Source organism: Methylobacterium sp. P5_C11 (assembly GCF_054049775.1).
In genome coordinates, this window is the sequence record NZ_JBFULS010000005.1 from 35,555 (window position 1) to 54,419 (window position 18,865).

The 18,865-nt window shown below is 63.6% G+C and carries 17 protein-coding genes and 1 pseudogene; 6 read left to right on the forward strand and 12 right to left on the reverse strand.

What is annotated here, in order from left to right; genetic code table 11:
* Window positions 1-17: 17 nt before the first annotated feature.
* From ACXJKQ_RS04675 to ACXJKQ_RS04690, 4 genes and pseudogenes are all read right to left on the reverse strand, one after another.
* Window positions 18-449, reverse strand: coding sequence for a universal stress protein (locus tag ACXJKQ_RS04675; protein ID WP_457104602.1), 432 nt, complete (start codon window positions 447-449; stop codon window positions 18-20).
* A 364-nt stretch (window positions 450-813) separates the two neighbouring features.
* Entirely contained in the window at window positions 814-2,505 is a 1,692-nt protein-coding gene (aspT, locus tag ACXJKQ_RS04680; RefSeq protein WP_457104603.1) for an aspartate-alanine antiporter, read from the reverse strand.
* Between the two features lie 48 nt (window positions 2,506-2,553).
* Window positions 2,554-5,265, reverse strand: coding sequence for a decarboxylase (locus tag ACXJKQ_RS04685; protein ID WP_210035594.1), 2,712 nt, complete (start codon window positions 5,263-5,265; stop codon window positions 2,554-2,556).
* Between the two features lie 713 nt (window positions 5,266-5,978).
* Window positions 5,979-6,230: pseudogene (locus ACXJKQ_RS04690) on the reverse strand (IS5/IS1182 family transposase); the annotation flags it as partial.
* A 193-nt stretch (window positions 6,231-6,423) separates the two neighbouring features.
* Between ACXJKQ_RS04690 and ACXJKQ_RS04695 the strand changes: the two are divergent.
* Window positions 6,424-6,798 (forward strand): GCG_CRPN prefix-to-repeats domain-containing protein, encoded by a 375-nt coding sequence (locus tag ACXJKQ_RS04695; protein ID WP_409518629.1) that lies wholly within the window; start codon window positions 6,424-6,426, stop codon window positions 6,796-6,798.
* A gap of 355 nt (window positions 6,799-7,153) precedes the next feature.
* The gene (locus ACXJKQ_RS04700; RefSeq protein ID WP_457104604.1) at window positions 7,154-8,014 is read left to right on the forward strand and encodes a metal-dependent phosphohydrolase; all 861 of its coding nucleotides are present in this window, start codon (window positions 7,154-7,156) and stop codon (window positions 8,012-8,014) included.
* A 446-nt stretch (window positions 8,015-8,460) separates the two neighbouring features.
* On the opposite strand, the gene ACXJKQ_RS04705 is transcribed toward ACXJKQ_RS04700, so the two are convergent.
* The 3 genes from ACXJKQ_RS04705 to ACXJKQ_RS04715 all read right to left on the reverse strand — a co-directional run bounded on the left by ACXJKQ_RS04705 (window position 8,461) and on the right by ACXJKQ_RS04715 (window position 10,648).
* The gene (locus ACXJKQ_RS04705; RefSeq protein WP_457104605.1) at window positions 8,461-8,787 is read right to left on the reverse strand and encodes a DUF6894 family protein; all 327 of its coding nucleotides are present in this window, start codon (window positions 8,785-8,787) and stop codon (window positions 8,461-8,463) included.
* A 216-nt stretch (window positions 8,788-9,003) separates the two neighbouring features.
* A complete protein-coding gene (locus tag ACXJKQ_RS04710; RefSeq protein ID WP_457104606.1) occupies window positions 9,004-10,059 on the reverse strand; it encodes an HD-GYP domain-containing protein in 1,056 nt (351 codons plus the stop codon).
* A 22-nt stretch (window positions 10,060-10,081) separates the two neighbouring features.
* The gene (locus ACXJKQ_RS04715) at window positions 10,082-10,648 is read right to left on the reverse strand and encodes a protein phosphatase CheZ (protein WP_457104607.1); all 567 of its coding nucleotides are present in this window, start codon (window positions 10,646-10,648) and stop codon (window positions 10,082-10,084) included.
* Between the two features lie 323 nt (window positions 10,649-10,971).
* On the opposite strand from ACXJKQ_RS04715, the gene ACXJKQ_RS04720 reads away from it, so the two are divergent.
* The 3 genes from ACXJKQ_RS04720 to ACXJKQ_RS04730 are packed head-to-tail and all read left to right on the forward strand — an operon-like array spanning window position 10,972 to window position 13,603.
* Window positions 10,972-11,658: a TadE/TadG family type IV pilus assembly protein gene (locus ACXJKQ_RS04720; protein ID WP_457104608.1), complete on the forward strand. Its 687-nt coding sequence runs from the start codon at window positions 10,972-10,974 to the stop codon at window positions 11,656-11,658.
* On the forward strand, window positions 11,658-12,272 hold the full coding sequence (locus ACXJKQ_RS04725) for a TadE/TadG family type IV pilus assembly protein (protein WP_457104609.1): 615 nt from the start codon (window positions 11,658-11,660) through the stop codon (window positions 12,270-12,272). Before ACXJKQ_RS04720 ends, ACXJKQ_RS04725 begins: the two co-directional genes overlap by 1 nt.
* Window positions 12,273-12,289: 17 nt before the next feature.
* Window positions 12,290-13,603 (forward strand): TadE/TadG family type IV pilus assembly protein, encoded by a 1,314-nt coding sequence (locus tag ACXJKQ_RS04730; protein ID WP_457104610.1) that lies wholly within the window; start codon window positions 12,290-12,292, stop codon window positions 13,601-13,603.
* Between the two features lie 272 nt (window positions 13,604-13,875).
* On the opposite strand, the gene ACXJKQ_RS04735 is transcribed toward ACXJKQ_RS04730, so the two are convergent.
* The 4 genes from ACXJKQ_RS04735 to ACXJKQ_RS04750 are packed head-to-tail and all read right to left on the reverse strand — an operon-like array spanning window position 13,876 to window position 17,202.
* Complete coding sequence (locus tag ACXJKQ_RS04735) at window positions 13,876-15,033, reverse strand: MFS transporter (protein ID WP_457104611.1); 1,158 nt, start codon at window positions 15,031-15,033, stop codon at window positions 13,876-13,878.
* A gap of 49 nt (window positions 15,034-15,082) precedes the next feature.
* On the reverse strand, window positions 15,083-16,378 hold the full coding sequence (locus ACXJKQ_RS04740; RefSeq protein WP_457104612.1) for an arsenic transporter: 1,296 nt from the start codon (window positions 16,376-16,378) through the stop codon (window positions 15,083-15,085).
* 34 nt (window positions 16,379-16,412) lie between these two features.
* A complete protein-coding gene (gene arsC / locus ACXJKQ_RS04745) occupies window positions 16,413-16,850 on the reverse strand; it encodes an arsenate reductase (glutaredoxin) (protein ID WP_457104613.1) in 438 nt (145 codons plus the stop codon).
* On the reverse strand, window positions 16,843-17,202 hold the full coding sequence (locus ACXJKQ_RS04750; protein ID WP_457104614.1) for an ArsR/SmtB family transcription factor: 360 nt from the start codon (window positions 17,200-17,202) through the stop codon (window positions 16,843-16,845). The genes arsC and ACXJKQ_RS04750 overlap by 8 nt, the downstream gene beginning before the upstream one ends.
* Before the next feature lie 50 nt (window positions 17,203-17,252).
* Between ACXJKQ_RS04750 and arsH the strand changes: the two genes are divergently transcribed.
* Complete coding sequence (gene arsH / locus ACXJKQ_RS04755; RefSeq protein WP_457104615.1) at window positions 17,253-18,005, forward strand: arsenical resistance protein ArsH; 753 nt, start codon at window positions 17,253-17,255, stop codon at window positions 18,003-18,005.
* 11 nt (window positions 18,006-18,016) lie between these two features.
* Here arsH and ACXJKQ_RS04760 read toward each other — a convergent pair whose 3' ends face one another.
* The gene (locus ACXJKQ_RS04760) at window positions 18,017-18,337 is read right to left on the reverse strand and encodes a hypothetical protein (RefSeq protein ID WP_457104616.1); all 321 of its coding nucleotides are present in this window, start codon (window positions 18,335-18,337) and stop codon (window positions 18,017-18,019) included.
* Between the last annotated feature and the right edge of the window lie 528 nt (window positions 18,338-18,865).

The following is an 18,865-nucleotide window of genomic DNA, read 5'->3' on the forward strand; positions in this document are numbered from 1 at the left end:
GGCCGTCCTGGTGACGGTCAGCGGTAGATCAAAACGGGCAGTTTGGAATGCGTGAGAACTTTCATGGTCTCACTGCCAATGACGAGGGCGGAAATGCCACGACTGCCATGCGAGGCCATGACGATGAGGTCACAGCCCCGGGCGCCGGCGGTTTCGATAATGGCCTCGTACGGTTGCCGGTCCTCGACTTTCACGACCTCGCAAGGGACACTAACCTGCTTGGCTTCCTGCTCGGCTTCGGTGAGCCTGCGCTCGGCCTCGGCATGTGCATCTCGCCTGAACTGATCCGCGTACGGGTTCGACGGCCCCAAAGCCAATGTCGGGAGCCGGTGAACTACCGTGAGCACTGTCACCTTCGCTCCGACAGTCTTAGCGAGCGACATAGCTTGCTTCACGGCCGAGGCGGAAAGTGGCGTCCCGTCGGTAGGGACAAGAATGTGCTGGTACATCGGGATCTCCCCCAGACATCCGCGAGTCACGCTCCAGTGGTGTTCTGAGCCGACCCGTAGGGCTCGTTCCGGTTTATAGCAGTAATCACCTACTGAGTTGTAGGGCTGAAGCTTCCGGGGCCATTTCTGAGGCTCCAAGAAGGTCCTTATGGCTCGACGAGCTCGGACAGATGCAAGTCGGTGGTCAGGTGGCCGACCGGCGGGCAAACTCGTCCGGGAGCCTGTCGCTCATTGAAAACCACGCTCGTCGCAAGCCATTCGTTTAGACCAAGTCAGCCGACGTAATCTTCGCCCGCGTCGCCCACTTCTGCAAACGGACTTCTCACTCAGACCATTAGCAGTGTCGATCGGCCGACTTGGCGCTCTAAGTCAACAGGATGACCAGGACCATTCCCCAGATTGTCAGAAGCGTGTTGCTGACCGCATAGGTCACCGTATAGCCGAGGCCGGGGATTTGACTCTTTGCCCGATCGTTGACCATCCCAAGCGAAGCCGTCGTGGTGCGGGCGCCTGAGACAGCCCCAAGCAAAATGGCGTCGTCGAAGCGGAACAGGTACTTTCCCGCATACATAGCAAGAACAAGCGGTAGGGTAGTGGCGAATATACCCCAAAGGAAGATGCCGAAACCGAGCTGCTGCAATCCGGCGATGAATTTCGGTCCCGAGGAGATTCCAACAATCGCAATGAAAACGTTCAAGCCGACCGAGTTCATGAACCAGACCGTCGAGGACGGGATCCGCCCAAACTTAGGGCGCACGGAACGCAACCAGCCGAAGAATAGGCCCGAGATCAAGGCGCCCCCGGATGTTGAGAGCGTCAGCGGCACCCCGCCGACGTTGAAGACGATCGCCCCCACCAGTGCGCCAATCGCGATCGCCGCGCCGATGAACATAACGTCGGCCACATCGGTCGCGCGGTCGGGATATCCGATCGCGTTGGTGGCCAGGCTCACGTCCTGACTGCGGCCTACAAGCGTGAGAATGTCTCCGCGATTGATCTTGGTGCTCGGCAGGATCGGGATGTCGATCGCGGTAGCTCCCCGTGTAATTTTCCGTAAAAACACTCCTCGCGCCCAGGGACTTTGCGCCAGCTCTGCTAACGAGCGGCCGTCGACTTCCTTGCTAGTTACGTAGACATCAAGACCCTCAACGGGAACCGCGAGCATTTCCCTGTCATCTACTTCTTCCGCCGCCGTGCCGATCAGATCTACCAGAACCTCGCGCCGTCCCGCGACAGCAACCACATCTCCCGCCTGGATGACGGTATCAGCGTTTGCATCCATGATCTCCCGACCGCGGCGAACCCGTTCGATATAGATCCGCTGCTCCGGCAGCATCCGCTCTGCTTCTTCCGCCGTCTTCCCAACGATGATCCCGTCCGGCCGAACGCGGTAGGCACGCAGATCGAACTGGTGCCATGCGGTTCCGGGCCCCCCGGCTACCCTTGTCCCGCCATGCTTCTCCTCGTATCGCCTGCAGGCATCTTCGAGATCGATGCCCAACAGCGCCGGGCCGAGCAGAGCGATGACCACTGCAGAACCGAGCGTGCCGAAGATGTAGGTAATGGCGTAGGCTACCGGCATCGCATCGAGGAGAGCCTTGCTTTGATCTTCGGGAATCGGCAACCGGTTGATCGCGTCGGTCGCGAGACCCATGGAGGCAGAGATCGTCTGCGAGCCAGCATAGAGACCAGCTGCGGACCCCGCATCATAGCCCCCAAGCTTCGCCGCAAGATAACCACCCGCGAGGCAAAACACGCAGACAACGGCGGCAAAGAGGGCTTGTGGAAGACCATCCTTCGCGACACCCCGGACGAATTGTGGTCCCACTGCGTAACCGATCGCGAACAGGAACATAAGGAAGAAGAACGGCTTGAGCGGCCCAGTCACGCTGATGCCGATCTGGCCGATGATCACGGCGGCAATGAGTGTCGCCGTCACGGCGCCGATCCCAAGACCCTTGTATGTGAAGGATCCGAAATAATAGCCGAATGCGAGGGCGATAAAGATAGCGATCTCAGGATACTGACGAAGCGTGTTTGCAAACCACTCGAACATGTAGGCCTCCTATTCGGGTTCGCTTCGTCCCTCTGCTTGCAACCTTATCTATGCCGCTCTCCGGCTCCCCTTCGGAGTCGCGGATGATTTGGCTCGACGTTTCGCTGCGATAGCATCCGGTTTGAGCAGCTTAAGACCTCTCGTCTTCTCGTAGCCGTGGATCTCCTTCACATCGAGCTTACGCATGAAATCCACGGTCTCTTGCGTCAGTACTTGGCCCGGCACCATGATCGGGAACCCGGGAGGATAGGGAATGACGAAGTTGGCCGAGATCATCTCCGGCCCCTCCCGTAGCCGCCGATCGCATTCCGGACCGAACAGGGGCACGTATTCACAAAACGAAGGATCGTAGGCGCTGAAAAATGCCGCGCGGATATCGCCTTCGGGTGTGTTTTCGCCTGAGTCTTCGCGGAAAATCTGGTGAAAGTGACTGAAATTCGGCAGATCCGGCACGTCGGTCATCAACGACTTAACGCGAGTCTCAAAAGTGGCGCGTTCCGCTTCCCCGCCGGCGGCAAGCCCGTCCTCGATATTGCGAGCGATCTCCACCAAAACACGAATCAGGTGGGCGACATCGCTACGAGTATTGTTGATGTTCGACTGCAGCAGTACACTGTTTCGCGACGTCTTGTTGAGCTGAATGTCGTATTTGCTCGCCAGCAGGCCCTTGAATTGCGTGCCGTCGAAGCCCGCCGTGCCACAGACGAGCGTCATGCGCGTCGGATCAAGATAGAACTCATCCTCACTCATGGCGCGAACGACGTCGGCCCAAGTCGCACTCGGATCAAGGTAGTCCTTGAAACCGGACTGGCGGTACTCCGCCGGGATCATGCCCTCGGCTCCAAGGACGTTGAAATAGCGCGACACCAGCGGATGCGTGTTGACTGCCTTTCGGATTCTGAGCGCGATCTCGATCGCGTTCATGACCAGCCCGTAGCCCTCGAGCTCCATTTGACGGCGGGCCACGTCGAGGCTCGCGATGAGCTGCTGGTTAGGGCTGGTCGAGGCATGCGTGAATACCGCCTCGCGGAACTGCGCCTGCACGGTGTGGAAGTCGACATCCTTGACCAAGAGCATGGAGCCCTGCCGTATCGCGGACATCGATTTGTGGGTTGAGTTCGTCTGGTAGACCCGAAGCCGTACCTGACGTGGGTCGGGCACCAACCGCGTCTTCAGTAGCACCTCATCCGAAGGCTGGCTTCCAAGCTCACGCTGCTGGTCCTCATAGGCGTCGAGCGAGGCAGGATCCGTCAACCAAGCTTCGATATCGGCTGCCGCTCCCATCGCGGTGCGAGGACGAAGGAAAGGCGAAAACCGCGCGAATCCAGACCAGGCCTCGTCCCAGAGGAAGATCAGATCCGGCTTGATCGCGAGGCATTCCTCCATCACCCGGCGTACGTTGTACATGTGACCATCGAAGGTGCAGTTGGTCAGATCGAGCAGCTTGACCCGCTCCAGGCGACCATCAGCGCGGGACGCGAGCAGCGCCCGCTTGATTTCCGCCAGCGGGACGGCTCCATACATCGAGTATTCCGTCATCGGGAACGCCTCGACGTAGATCGGCTGCACGCCGGAGAGCACCATGCCGTAGTGGTGCGACTTGTGACAGTTCCGGTCAACGATGGCGATGTCGTCAGGCCCGAGCAGAGCTTGAACCGCCATCTTGTTCGAGGTCGAGGTCCCGTTGGTCACGAAGAAGACGTGGTCGGCGCCGAAGGCGCGCGCTGCCATGTCCTGCGCCCGCTTGATGGTACCGGTCGGTTCGAGAAGGCTGTCCAGACCGCCCGTCGTCGCACTACTCTCGGCTAGGAACAGGTTGATGCCGTAGAATGCGCCGAGGTCGCGGATCCAATCGGATTTGAAAACCGACTTGCCGCGCGCGATCGGGAGCGCATGGAAAGTTCCGACAGGCCGCCGCGCGTACCGCTTAAGATTATCGAAGAAGGGTGTCTCGTATCGGTCCTGAACGCCCTCGAGGATCGAGAGGTGGATTTCCAGAGGCTCTTCGACCGCATAGAAGATTCGGCGCACGCAATCCGCGGCCGGATCGCCCGCGAGTTCCTCAACCCGGCGCTCCGAGAGGATGAAGATGTCGAGCTCCGGCCGGATGCGCTTCAAAGCGCCGGCAAGACGCAAGGCGGAAGTGCTGCGATCGTCGTTCACGCCCAGTGTTTGCAGAACGTCCCGCAGCACAGGCGCGTCAAAACGCGACCGGAATGTGAAGCCCTCCGGCACGACCGCTGAAATGATGGACGGGTTGATCGCCGCCGCGCAGAATGCATCTTCGAATGAACCGACGAAAATCGGCTCGTAAACGAACGCATCTTCAGGGCGGCGAAGCCGCTTCACCTCTTGGGCGAGCGCCGGCCACCGAGAAGCTGGTTGCGCGGACACGAACAGCACTTCAAAATAGGGGCGGCGCACGTCTGCCTCGCCCAGACCAGGGGGCATTACGTCGCCGACCTCGTCCGGCTCCAGCTCGGCACGCGGATCCCATTCCGTACCCCGGTCTCGGTAAGCCCGTGTGAGCAATGCATTGGAGATCCGGAGCGCCATGCGGGCGGTCCCGCTCGCGTCGTTCTCCGCGACACGGTCGCGGAGCGCCGCCAAGAGCTTCGGTCCCGGATAGGCGTGGTACCCCTCAACCGGGTCGATTGCCTGGATAGCGGTTTCAAGATCCTCCCGCTGCTTGGTGCCAGCCTGCCAGGCTTCGGCAATGACCGCGATATCTCGCCATCGATCAAATCGACCCGAGTGCATGAGCAAAAACTGATCGATGCGCTGCGTGGGCTTATTCGCGCCGCGATCGACCGAACGGGGGCTGAGGCTCTTCGAAGAGCGGGTATTCGCCTTCGCACTGAACGGGGTGCGCGTTTCATCTGCCTTCGACATCAAGATAACTTTCTTCTAGCCTAGCCAGCTCAGGCGAAAGCTGATGACAGGCCTCATCTATCGATGTACGTTAATGCTGCTCCACCCAACCTCGCTTGATCGAATGGGACAGGGGCCTTGCTTCCTTTGAGATTTGTTGTAGTCGCAATCACAAACTATATCTTCAGAACTCGATTTATTTCAGCGCAACCCAAACGGGTTGGAACCGATACAATGCCAATTTCTCGAAGGATTTTGATGCTTTGGGTCGGTTCTATAAGCGGATTTGCTGGATCAATCGCTTACAATTACATTGCGTTTGATGAGATGCTACCATTTAATCGCATCTTACTTTCGATCATTGTCACTCTGGTAGTGGCTTGGGCTTTATTAAAACTCGCAAATAAGGTGAGAGATCTGCGTTGATCTGACAGCTGGGAGTACGACCATTGCGGCGCGGGAGCTTCCAACCAGCTGGACGCCTCCAAAAACCAGTCTGACGGCAGCTTCTGGAAGGGTGGGCTGGGAGTTTGGGCGCTTTGTGGATCTCACGCGACCTACACGCCAGCCCGATCCGGGCCGGATCGCCTCCCTCCTGGTCCTCAGACCGTCCTCGTTCGGGAGTCGTTGAGCCAGACCGCCCGGTTCATGTTGTAGACGAGGTTGGCTAGCCCGATCTTCACTGCGGCGCGGGCCATGACGATGGTGCGCACGACGAGCGCCATCGGCCCCTTCTGCCGGGCGAAGACGTGCTCGACAGCGGCGCGGACCTTCGACTTCCGACCGTTGGCGCGGGCGACGTTCCTCGCCATCGGTTTACCTGGCGGCTTCTTGCGATGAATGCGGGCTCGCCAGTTCAGCGATTGTCGTCCGGTTCAAGCTCGTCGTGAACTGCCGAGCTCGGGCCGATATTTCGACGACAAGCGTTTTGCGATGTCCCGAGCGATCAAGCGGTGCGGGCATATAGGATCCACACTGGACCACGATGTCGTTTGTTGCGGCGATGACACCTGTTGGCGCGCTTTGGATCACAGTGGAGTGTACGAGATGCGACGCATAAGGCTCGTGGTGTTTGTCGCTCTGTTCCTTGGGAGTTGGCTTAGCTTGGGCTCACCGGAGAAGGGGCAGTTTGGCGTCAGCGTGGCCGAGGCGGCCGGGGGCTGCGGCCTTGGCTTTCACCGCGGACCGTATGGTGGCTGCCGGCGGAACGGCTATGGGGGCTACTACGGTGGGCGGGGTGTCTACGGCTACCGGGGCGGGGCCGTCTATGGCTACCGTCGCGGCGTTTATGGCTATCGGGGCGGGCGCGTTTACGGCTACCGCGGGGGCCGGGTCTACGGCGGACGCGCCGCTTACGGCCGTCGAGTCGGCGGTTTCCACGGCGGCCGTGCCTTTTACGGAGGCGGTCGGTTTCGCCGCTAGCGCGCCATCGGAGCAGAAAGAAACCGATAGTGGCTGACTGCTTGGTCGCTGAAGTTGCGATTGCGATCGTCCCGTCGTTGGATGAGGATTGGTGGTCGGCTAGTCATCTGCGACGGTGCTGAGGAGACACGAGAAGCACCGTGGTCATCCAGGCCGGCAACATCACCTGGCCAGACTTCTTGAGGGGGACAGGTCCAGGCAAATCGAGGCCGCCCCACTTGCCACGGTTGAATGTGCGTCAGCCGCAGCGCGTACTGTCTAAGATAATGCGCCTCGGCCGGCTGCAGGCGTACGACAAAGTCTGGAAAGGCGGCCGTAGAAGGGACGGTTCCGTTCGGCGGCGGGAGTGCCCGGCATGATCACGACCGCTCAGCTTGCGTCACGGGCACTAGGCGAATACCTCGCCGCCGAGCTCCAGAGCACGTTCGGTACCAGCCAAGCGCCTTTGGCCGAGAGGGTCGGCGCCGCTGCGCGCCTTGCCCTTGAATGCTTGGGGAACTCTGACGCGCTTTACCACGATTTAGAACACACCCTGCTTGTGACGCAGGTCGGCCTCGACATTTTGCGCGGCAAAACTCTACTTGAGTTCACTTCGCCCGAGGACTGGGCACACCTGCTGGCCGCCTGCCTCTTTCATGACATCGGATACGTCCGAGGCGTTCTGAGAGGCGATTGCCCTGTGAAGGGATATATCATCGACGATGCGGGCCACCGCATCGTGCTGCCGCGTGGCGCCTCAGACGCGGCGCTGACCGCCTACCACGTCGACCGATCCAAATTGTTTGTCGCCGCGCGATTTGGCCAATCGGAAATCCTGGACGCGAACCGCGTCATGCGCGCCATCGAGCAAACTCGCTTTCCGGCCAAGCCCAGCGCCCTAGACAGCCATTCGGACGATGAGGCCTGCCTGGTCCGGGCGGCGGATCTGATCGGGCAGATGGGTGACCTACTCTACCTCCGTAAAGTCAATGCGCTCTTCCACGAGTTTGAGGAGGCCGGGACCAACGCCACCCTGGGCTACACATCGCCTGGCGATCTGGTCGAACGATACCCGGAGTTCTTTTGGCAAAGCGTATCTTCGCATCTGGAGAGCGCGCTAAAGTACTTGGAGGTGACGGTGAGCGGGCGCCAATGGATCGCCGGCCTGCAGTCCAATGTATTTCGGGCGGAACGCACAGCCGCGTTCGGACGGTCTCACGGGCTTGAGAACTGGTAGGAGCGGATAGCGCCTCAAGACGGGCACTTGGCCGCAACCCACACCTCGGGTGCCACGCCCTGCTTCTTCAGCAGCTTACATGTCTGCTTCTGGGCGGCTCGTCTCTCTTGTTTTGCCGTGAGCATAGACCGCCTCAAGCTTAGCAATGCCAGCCGTCTCAGAGCTCGGGGTGATGAGAGCCCCACAGCTGCGAGGTAGCGCAGTGCTAGCGCAGCGCCCTGATGTCCTCTGCCCTATCAATGACTTAGCCGTGCTCGCGTTCAGATCATAATCCTTGTGTCGGGGGTTCAAATCCCTCCCTCGCTACCATCGAATTCACCCGCCCAGTCCATGACTCGGCGGGTTTTTCATTGCGCCGCGCAGTTCGGGCGGCGCGCGACCGGCTGATGCCGGTTCGGTGAGATCGAGCGAGCTGCGGTCGGCCGCGATTACCGGACCACCTCGTGTCACCCGACCGGGCCTGCATCCAGCGACATCCGGAATCGCAGCCGCACCACCCCGGAATCGTCGCGAACGGCGGCGACGAAATCCTGCCGTCCGGGTCCGTCGGACAGACTCTGGGCAATCCGCATCATGATCTTCACCGCCTGGGACCGGGCCGATGCCAGATCAGGCAAGTCGTATCCCTCCCGGTCGCGGACGATGTCGGTTCCGTCGTGCAGATCGATGAGGAAGCGAGGCATGAGGCGGCGGCTCGGCGAGGCGGGTCCAACATCAACGCTACGCAGTTCCCGCGCCGGAATGCGTACTCCTTTTTCGGTACCGCGCGGCATCCGAGGGGGCGCTGCGTGGCGGTCACGGGCCAAGGGGGAGTGACGCCCTGCCGCGCCGTGACGCGAAGACCCTTCGTCACCGCAACTCGATCACGCGACCAACGCGGTCGCCGACACCGCGGATTCAGATCACCGCCGGACCGCGGAGGCTTCGGAGCCGCGTCGACGGATTGCGCATCCACGGCGGTTCAAACGCCGAGATCCGCTCCCCGGCCATCACACATGAGAGGAGAATGCGGCTACGACCGGTCTGAAGGCGCCGACGATCGCGGGGTCGAGCCGGCCCGCCATGCCCTCCAGAATCGCATAGGCCGCCTCGCTGTCCATGGGCGGCTTGTAGGGCCTCTGCTCGATCAGGGCCGCGTGAATGTCACAGACGGTGACGAGGCGGACGAGGTCGGGAATGTCGGGTGCCCTCAGTCGGTCCGGATAGCCGGAGCCATCGAGCATCTCGTGGTGGGAGCGGACGACGCGCAGCATCTGCGGCTCGAAGCCCTGATCGACGAGCATGCTGTGCCCCTTTTCCGGGTGTAGGCGCATCACCGCCAACTCGGTCTCGTCGAGCCGGCCGGGCTTGTTGAGGATCGCCGCCGGAATATGGATCTTGCCGACGTCGTGCAGAAGCGCCGCCTTGGTCAGGCGGTGACGCTCCTGCTCCCCGAGGCCGAGGCTCGCCGCGAAGGCCGCCGCCAGCCCGGCGACGAGGAGGCAGTGCTGGTGCGTGGCATCGTCGAACTGGCGCACCGCCCGGACCCAGTCCCTGATACCGGTATCCCGGATGGCGTCGTCGATGGCCTGGGTGCCGTTGTCGATGACCCCGGGCGTGATCGGCTGATCCGGGACGAAGACCGAGGCGTAGAAGCCGCGGACTTCGGCGGCCGTCCGCACGGCGCAGCTGGGCAACGGCGCTTCATCGGCCGGCGCCGGCGTGCGAGACATCCCGAGCGCGCTCCGCAGCAGATCCGTGTCGAACGGCGCGCTGAATGTGTGCGTCGCACCGAGCATCACCCCGAGCATCCGGGTCCGTGGGCTGTCGGTGTGCAGCAGGACGACCAGGGGGGCACCGCGGCGGTTCTGCAGCAGGAAACCGCGCAGGCGCCCGACGGTCGCGGCGCCGAGATCGAGGACGTCGGTGATCAGAACCGTCGCGGCGCCGGCCGACGCATCCGCGGCGAAAAGGTCGTGGATCTCGCAGGGTCGGTCACCGGAGAGGTCTTCCGCGAGGCGCCTGCTGCGCGCGGGATCGTCCGTGATCAGAAGTATCCGGCCCATCGACGCTTCTTCCGGGTCGCGCCTAGGGAAACATCGCGTCGACCGTATCCTGCGAGACGGTGGCCTCGCCCGGCAGGACAGGACCGTTCAAGAGGGCCGCCTCTCCGCTACGCTTGTGGGAACCGAGCTTCGCCGGCATGGGAGCCTCGCCGGGGCCGGACCAGAGGCGCAGCATCTCGCCGACCCGTTCCTCCACCAGCACGATGATTTTGACCACCTTGGAGATCCGCTGGCCGGTGAGATCCTGGAAGTTGCAGGCCTCGAAGATGGTCTGCATCTCGGCCTGGATCGCCTCCGCATCGGTCCGGGTGGCGGCGTCGTCGGACCGCTTGACGATTCCGCGAGCGAGGGACTCCACCGTCTCGGAAGCTGTCAGGATTGCGTTGGTGGCCTCTTCGGTGCCTTGCACCACCGCGTGAAGTTCGTCGCGGACGCGACAGGTTTCCTGTTCCTGCCGGAGATCGGCGATCTCCTCGCGGGTCCGGGCGATCGCCTCCGAAATCGAGACGAGCTGGCGCCGCAGGAGCCCGACACCCTCTTCAATGGAGACAGCTTGAGGCAGAGCGCGGGCCATGAAATGGATCGCCATTCCGTTTATTTCAGCAGAGGAAAATATCAGTAATGTATTAATCTGCGCTTAATGGGGCTTATCTCTCGAGGATTCGTCGACCATCTCCGTCCGGACTCTCAGAGACTCCGCTTCCTCGACGGCCTCTCGCCCTCAGTTTGCGCGATGTCGATCAATTGGCTTGGCCAACAGAAAGCGTTCGATTTTTTGGGCGCTGTCGCGGCCGTCGCGCCGACCCACAGCGCCGTCCGGGTGCAATTCAACCAATAATTGATGTTAAAGATTGTATTTCAATCCTACATGCGAGTCGAACGCGACGGACAGTCAACTTTGACTCGCCGTGCATGAAGAAAAGTAAGTTTTTGATGCTCTCCTGCATCGCGGAGCGCACAGATTTGAGCTGGAATGTGAGAACGGCACTTCGACCGGTGGTTGGCTGGCTCGACGCCCGCCACCATGCTGCGCGCCTCGCGCAGGCGCGCGACGGTGCGACGGCCGTGGAGTTCGCTTTGGTGGCGCTCCCGTTCTTTGCACTGGTCGGCGCGAGCCTCGAGAACGGGATCGTTTTCTGGGAGCAGGAAATCCTGCAGCAGGCCGTCGCCGACGCGAGCCGTCAGATTTACACAGGCTCTTTCCAGACCGCGAATGCCGGGACCACCGATCCTGCGACGTTGATGTCCCGTTTCCGGACGGCCATCTGCACGCAATCGAACGGCACGCCGCGCGTGACGATCTTCAACTGCGCCAACGTGCGCGTCAGCGTCACGCAGGCCGGCAGTTATGCCACCGCGACCACGGTCTCGCCGGTGGCGACCGATGCCAGCGGCACCAGCAACTGGAACGCCAATTTCGCCAGTTATTCCTGCGCCGGCGCCTCCGCCATCGTGGTGGTGCAGGCCGCCGTGGACATCCCGGTTTTCTTCCCGCTGCTCGGTGCGGCCACGCCGAGCCTGCCGAACCGGCGCCGGGTGATCCAGGCCGCGACGGTGTTCAAGGTGGAGCCCTACACCACCCAGTCCGTGTGCTCCTGATGGGTGAATGGCGGGGAGCCCTGGCGCGCTACCGACGCGACGAACGCGGGATCGCCGCGGTCGAGTTCGCCTTCGTGTTGCCGCTGCTCATCGTCCTCTACTTCGCCACCGCGGAACTTACCCGCATGGTCGACGCGAACCGCAAGCTGACGCTGTTCGCGCGGACGCTGAGCGATCTCTCGGGGCGCGCGGACAATCCGAATCCCTCCGCCGACAGCATGGCGACCATTGCCGGCGCCGCGACCGCAATCCTCCGTCCGCTGGATGCGTCGGGTCTTCAGATCGTCGTCAACGCCATGGGGGTCGAGTCGATCTCGGGCACGCTCTACGGGGGTGTCTGCTCTAGCTGGCCCCAGAATGCGGCGAAGCGTCCGGCGCAGCAGCTCAACGGAACCAACGGCCTCCCCCCGACGCCGGCAGTCTATCAGTACGACGGCGCACGCTACATCCTGGCCGAAGTCACGATGACCTACACGCCGATCATCGGCAGCGCCCTGTACAAGTGGATCTTCGGCACCCGCGGACTGACCTTCACACGGCAGGTCCCGTGGTCCGAGCGCACCGCGAGCGAAATCATCATGCCAGGCGGCGTGGCCTGCCCGGTCTTCAACTAGCGACCCAGGGGCGACAGGTGTCCGTTTTCCCAGACCGGGCCACCCGGTATCTCAGGCAGCTCACCCGGGCGTACGGGCAGGCCCGGTCCGGTCAGGTCGCGCTCACCTTCGCCCTGGTCACGATGCCGATCCTGTTCGCCACGGCGGCGGCCGTGGATTACGGCCGCCGCAATGCCGCGAAGGCGCAGCTCGACGCAGCCCTCGATGGCGCCGTCCTGGCCGTCATCTCGCAGAAGACGAACACGATTTCGACGACCAACCTCCAGAACATGGAGGCCCAGTTCCGAACCGAGGCCGCCAAGGTCCCGGGCGTCACGGTGACCTCGTTCTCGCCGGGATCGCCGGTGACCAATTCGACCACCCTCAGCGTGACGGCCAGCTACACGGCGACGGTGAAGACGACGCTCGCGTCGATGATGAGAATTCCCGCGATGAATATCAACGGAATTTCGTCAAGCGTCCGCAATATGTTTCAGTATATCAACTTTTATCTTCTGCTCGACAATTCGCCATCCATGGGGCTCGCGGCAACCGACACGGATGTCGCCAATATGAAGATCGCGACCGGCGGCTGCGCCTTCGCGTGCCACCAGCACACCTTCGATAGCAAGGGGAATATCACGGGCGACAGTCAGAGTGATTTCTACCATGTCGCGTTGAAGAACAACATCAAGCTCCGCATTCAGGTGTTGCGTGATGCCGTGTCGGCGCTCGTCGATCAGGCGAATGCGAGCATGTCGCTACCGCAGCAATTCCAGATGGAAATGTGGACCTTCAACGACTCGACCACACAGACCCGTCTTCAAGCGATGACGCCGACACTGAGCCAGATCAAAACTGCCGCTCCGAACATCGACATCGCATATGCATACTACAATCAGTCGGACAACCAGACAGATTTCGAGCGTGCCATCACGAAGATGAACAGCACGATCCCCGCCAGCGGGAACGGTATCACCGCAGCGACGCCGATCCGTTTCCTGTTTCTCGTAACCGATGGTGTCGAGGATACCGCGGGGAGCGTCACGAACCAAAGCGCCGGCTTCCAGTATCAGAGCAACCGATTCATCGGGCCGTTCAGCCCGTCGACGTGCAATGCGTTGAAGAGCAATAACGTCCGGATCGGGATTATTTATACGCAATACCTGCCGATCTACGACAACAGCTTCTACAACAGCTATGTCCGACCGTACGAGTCGAAGATCGGGCCCGCTCTGCAGTCTTGCGCGTCCGACGGCCTCTACTTCCCCGTGGCCTCGGGCGGCGACATCACCGCTGCCATGCTCAAGCTGTTCTCGACGGCGGTCGCGTCCGTCCGTCTCAGCAACTGATCGGTTCCCGGGCGCGGACGGCGAAGTTCAAAATAACGCTGTCTCTCGGTACGAGCGGTGCCATTCGCATTGCCACGACCGGGATTGCCGCTCCTCCAGAATGGAGCCTGCCACCTCGCCGTCGTCTCGAAAAACCGCGTGGCCGTGCCAACCCAGGACTCCGCCGTGGCGGTGAAGCCGGGTTCCCGATGCTGAGAACGTCGATCTACGACATTACGGCGGCGATGTTCACCACTCCGCGCCGCGCGGAGATCGCTGCCGGTCCCGCGCCGTTACCGCGTGCGCCAGAGGGCAGCGATCAGGCACAGGGCAGCCAGTGCCAGGGCGAACAGCAGCCACCACAGGGTTCCCGGACCGGCCTGGGTGAGCACCACCGCCCCGACCGGGGGCGCCAGAGCCTGGGCGACCAGGGCCGGCCGGGCGAGGCGGCCGATGATCAGCGGGTAGCGAAGGGGGCCGAACAGGGCGAGCGGCACCGTGCCCCGCGCGATCGAGTAGATCCCGTTACCCCCGGCATAAAGCACCAGCCAGAGCGCGACGCCCGGTAATCCCAGTGCCAGCAGCCATAATCCGAGGGCGATCAGGCTGAAGGCCGCCGTCAGGGTCCAGAGCGGGTGATGCCGCCCCTTCAGGGCCATTTCTGCGATGCGCGCGCTCACCTGCGCGGGTCCGATCAGCGCCCCATACGAGACCGACGCGGCGAGGGATACGCCCCGCGCCTGAAGCAGGGTGAGCAGATGGACCGAGACCTGGGACATGATCGCCCCGCCGAGGATCAGGACCCCGGCAAACACCAGGAACGCCCGCCGCTCCCGCACCGACAGGCGGCCGGCGCAGGAGGGCTGCCGCTCGTCGACCGGCGGCAGCGCCGGCGCGGGCGGGATCATCAGCAGCACCAGCGGAAGCGTCACGACGATGTGCAGGCCCGCATAGGTGAGGCACGCGCCCCGCCAGCCGACATGTGCCACGAGGAAGGCCGATAACGGCCAGCAAACGGTGCTGGCGAACCCGCCCCAGAGGGTCAGGGTCGTGATCGCCGGCCGGGCCGTCGCTCCATAAAGGCGGCCGAGGGTCGCGAATGCCGGATCGTACAACCCGCACCCCATGCCGGCCCCGAGGATCAGCCAGCCGGCAAGGTAGACCGGCAGGGACGGCGACAGGGCGAGCATCGTTAACCCGGCGGCCAGCAGCACGGCCGCCAGGGCCAGAATCGGCCGCCCGCCGCGCCGGTGGATCGCTGCGCCGACATGGGGCGAGGCGAGCGCCGCAACCAGGAGGCCGAACGCCAGTCCGCCCACCACCCAGGCGAGGGGCCATCCGGTGCTCTCGGCGATCGGTCCGGCCATCACCGCCGGCAGGTAGAACGAGGAGCCCCAGGCGAGGATCTCGACCACCCCGAGGGCGGCGATCACCGGCCAGCGGCGGGTCACGGGTGGCGCGGCGGATCCGGGGTGATCTTCGATGGCGGCCACGAGGAGCCTAGCGCGGGCCGAGCAGCGGCAGCCAGGTCGCCAACGCCAGCAAGGTTGTCAGGAGCACGGGCGGGGTGATGATCAGGCCGACCTTCATGTACTGGCCCCAGGTGATCGTCTGGCCTTTGCCCGCCAGGACGTGAAGCCAGAGCAGGGTGGCGAGGCTGCCGATGGGCGTGAATTTCGGTCCGAGGTCGCAGCCGATGACGTTGGCGTAGACCATGAGCTCGCGGGTCAACGGTGACAGGTCGGGGGCCTGCTGGATGGCGAGTGCCCCGATCAGCACGCTGGGCATGTTGTTCATGATCGACGACAGGAAGGCTGCGGCGAAGCCCGTGCCGACGGTGGCGATCCAAGGACCGTGGCCCGCGAGCCACGTTAGGCCCTGCGCCAGCGCGACGGTCAGGCCGGCATTCCGCAGCCCGTAGACCACCAGGTACATGCCGAGGCTGAACAGGACGATCTGCCAGGGAGCGCCGGCCAGCACCTTGCGAACGGGGATGACGCGGCTCCGTTTCGCCAGGGCCAGAAGGACCGCCGCACCCGCGCAGGTGACGATCGACACCGGCACGGCGAACGGTGCGGTGACGAGATACGCGAGCAGGAGAAGCAGCAGCAGCGGGAATGCCGCGCGGAAGACCCGTGGATCGCGGATCGCGCCGGCGGGGCTCTCCAGGGCCTCCGATGGGTAGGTCGCCGGGATGTCACGGCGGAAATACGCTCCCAGCACGACGAGCGTCGCCGCCAGGGAGACGAGGTTCACCGGCACCATGACCGCCGCGTATCTGCCGAACGTCACGTCGAAGAAGTTGGCCGAGACGATGTTGACCAGATTGGAGATGACCAGCGGCAGGGATGTCGAGTCCGCCACGAATCCGCAGGCGACGATGAAGGCCAGCGCGGCCGGCGGTTTGAAATCGAGCCGCAGCAGGATCGACAGCACGATCGGCGTGAGCAGCAAAGCCGCGCCGTCATTGGCGAACACCGCCGCGATCATCGCACCCAGGAGCACGATCAGCGGGAAGAGCCGTCGGCCGCGGCCCCTGCCCCATCGGGCGACGTGAAGCGCCGCCCAGTGGAAGAATCCGGCCTCGTCGAGGAGTAGCGAGATGATGATGAGGGCGACGAAGGTGAAGGTCGCGTCCCAGACGATGTGCCAGACGACCGGGATGTCGCCGAGCTGGATTACGCCGGCGGTGAGGGCCGCAGCCGCACCCGCCAGGGCGCTCCACCCGATGCCCAGACCCTTCGGCTGCCAGATGACGAAGACGAGGGTGACCAGGAAAATGGCGAGCGCGAGCATCCGGGCGTCTTGATCTCGTCGTTTGTCGTCACGCTCAGGCGGTCGCGACCCGGCGGCCCAGCACGTCCACCACCCGTTCCCCATCCTCCTTCACGAACTCGCCCTGCTGGGGCGGCAACAGGTCCAGAACCAGCTCGGAGGGCCGGCACAGGCGCACGCCCCGGGGCGTCACGACCAGGGGGCGGTTGAGCAGGACCGGATGCGCCGCGATCGCCTCGAACAGCTGCGTGTCCGTCAGGGTCGGGTCGCCGAGGTTCAGTTCGGCATAGGGCGTGCCCTTCTCCCGGAGCACGTCGCGTAGCGACAGGCCGGCGCGGGCGAGGAGCCGTTCCAGAAGCGCCCGCACCGGCGGGGTCTTCAGGTACTCGATGACGTGGGGCTCGATGCCGGCGTTGCGGATCATCGCCAGGGTGTTGCGGGACGTTCCGCAATCCGGGTTGTGGTAGATCACGACATCGAACGGATCAGACATGGGCGGTGTCTCCGGATGGGCAGAGGCTCGTGGCCAGGGTTTCGGCCGTGGGCGCGCAAACCTCCGGTCGTCCCTGGCAGCAATCGCGCATCAGGAAGGCGACAAGAGCCGAAAGCGTCGGATACGCGGCGCTGTAGATGATCGAGCGGCCGTCGCGGCGCGAACTGACCAGTCTCGCGCGACTCAGCTCCTTGAGGTGATGCGAGACGGTCGCAGCGGAGACTCCGACGACGTCAGCGAGGGAGCCGGAGGCCATCCCCTCCGGACCGGCGGTCACGAGCGCCCGCACGAGCCGCAGGCGGTGCTCCTGTGCGAGGGCCGCGAAGGCCGCCAGGGCTTGCGCGTCGTCCATTTCCATTTCAATCTTCAAATGACGATTTGAACGTAAGGGAAGGTCTCGTCTTGAGCAAGAGCCCGTCTCCAGCCCCGTCGGCCCGTGACGGGTTGCCGAACGTGAGCGCGGCCCATTTCGTGGCACCGACCCGTGTGCCCCTGCCGGCGGCCCAATTCCGGCATGCCCCCCGGTTCCTCGTTCTGTACGGGTCGCTCCGCGAGCGCTCGTTCAGCCGCTTCCTGGGCCACGAGGCTGCCCGCCTCCTCGAAGCCATGGGCGGCGAGGTCCGCATCTACGACGCCGACGGGCTGCCCCTGCCCGACGACACGACCGCAGACCACCCGAAAGTCCAGGAACTCCGCGGCCTGTCGGCGTGGTCGGAAGGTCAGGTCTGGGTGTCGCCCGAGCGGCACGGCACCCTGACCGGGGTGATGAAGAGCCAGATCGATTGGCTGCCTCTGTCCGAAGGGAGCCTGCGACCGACCCAGGGCCGGACCCTCGCGGTGATGCAGGTCTCGGGCGGCTCCCAGAGTTTCAATGCCGTGAATGCCCTGCGCGTGCTCGGCCGGTGGATGCGGATGATCACCATCCCGAACCAGTCTTCCGTGCCGATGGCCTACCGGGAGTTCGACGACGCAGGCAGGATGAAGCCGGGTCCGCTCTACGACAGGGTCGTGGATGTATGCGAGGAGCTCATGAAGTTCACGCTGCTGACCCGCGAGCGTTCCGATGACCTCGTCGATCGCTACAGCGAACGGAAAGAGCGCGATCCGGATCGGCTGCAGGCGGTGGCAGCGGATATCGGTTTCGCGAAGCGGTAGCCGTTCGGCCCCTACTGGAAGCGGCGCATTTCCGGAGCCAGTGACCGCCCCGCATCGAGCAGGGCGCGAACCTTCCGGGTTGCGTGCAGGAGAATATCCGGCCGCGCGTCGTCGTAGGAGGTCTCATCGACGAAGCTCTGCAGGGCCTCCGTGAGGCGGTCCTCGATCTCGTCCATCAGCGCCAGCCCGCCCGGACCTTCCCGCCGGAGATGCGCATCGGCCAGTGCCAGATACGCCGCGCTCGCCAGCAGGAAGGCGATCCCGTTCGCTTCCTGGGCGGCGTCGCAACTCCCGTCGCCACCATTCGTGCCGTCTGCGACGTCGTCGTCCATCGGCCTATGTACTCCCCATCCGCTGCCCCCGCTCTGCGGCGCGCGCAGCGCGAAGCAAAGTAGAGAAAAAGGGGTCGGTCCCGTGACCATTCGGGCATCCGGGTACGCTTTCGCGTCGTCAGCCGCCCGGATCGGCTTGGTCTTGAGCAGCGCGCCGGTCGCGCATCCTGCGGAGAGCGCGACGCCATGCGGACACCACTGCCTCCCGCCTCCGGGCGTCACCATCCCGGCTCCGATCGAGGGGCCGAGCGTCGCTGTCCGCGGTTGCGCGTCGGGCGTTGGGATCTTGGTTCATCGTTGCCTCCCTGTCGTGTCGAGACAGACAGACACCCGATCCGCTGACGCCGCGGTGAGCCCGCACACCTGGGCTGCGAAAAGCGCGTGCGGTCGGACACAAGCGGTCGCTTGGCTCCCGTGGAGGCGTTGCGGGCACGGGTCGGCCGTCGGAGAGCGCAGTCGCGGCGCGTAACGCTCTGCGGGCGCCGCGCCGTGTCTCGATCGGTTCGACCATTCGCGACCGAGCAATTT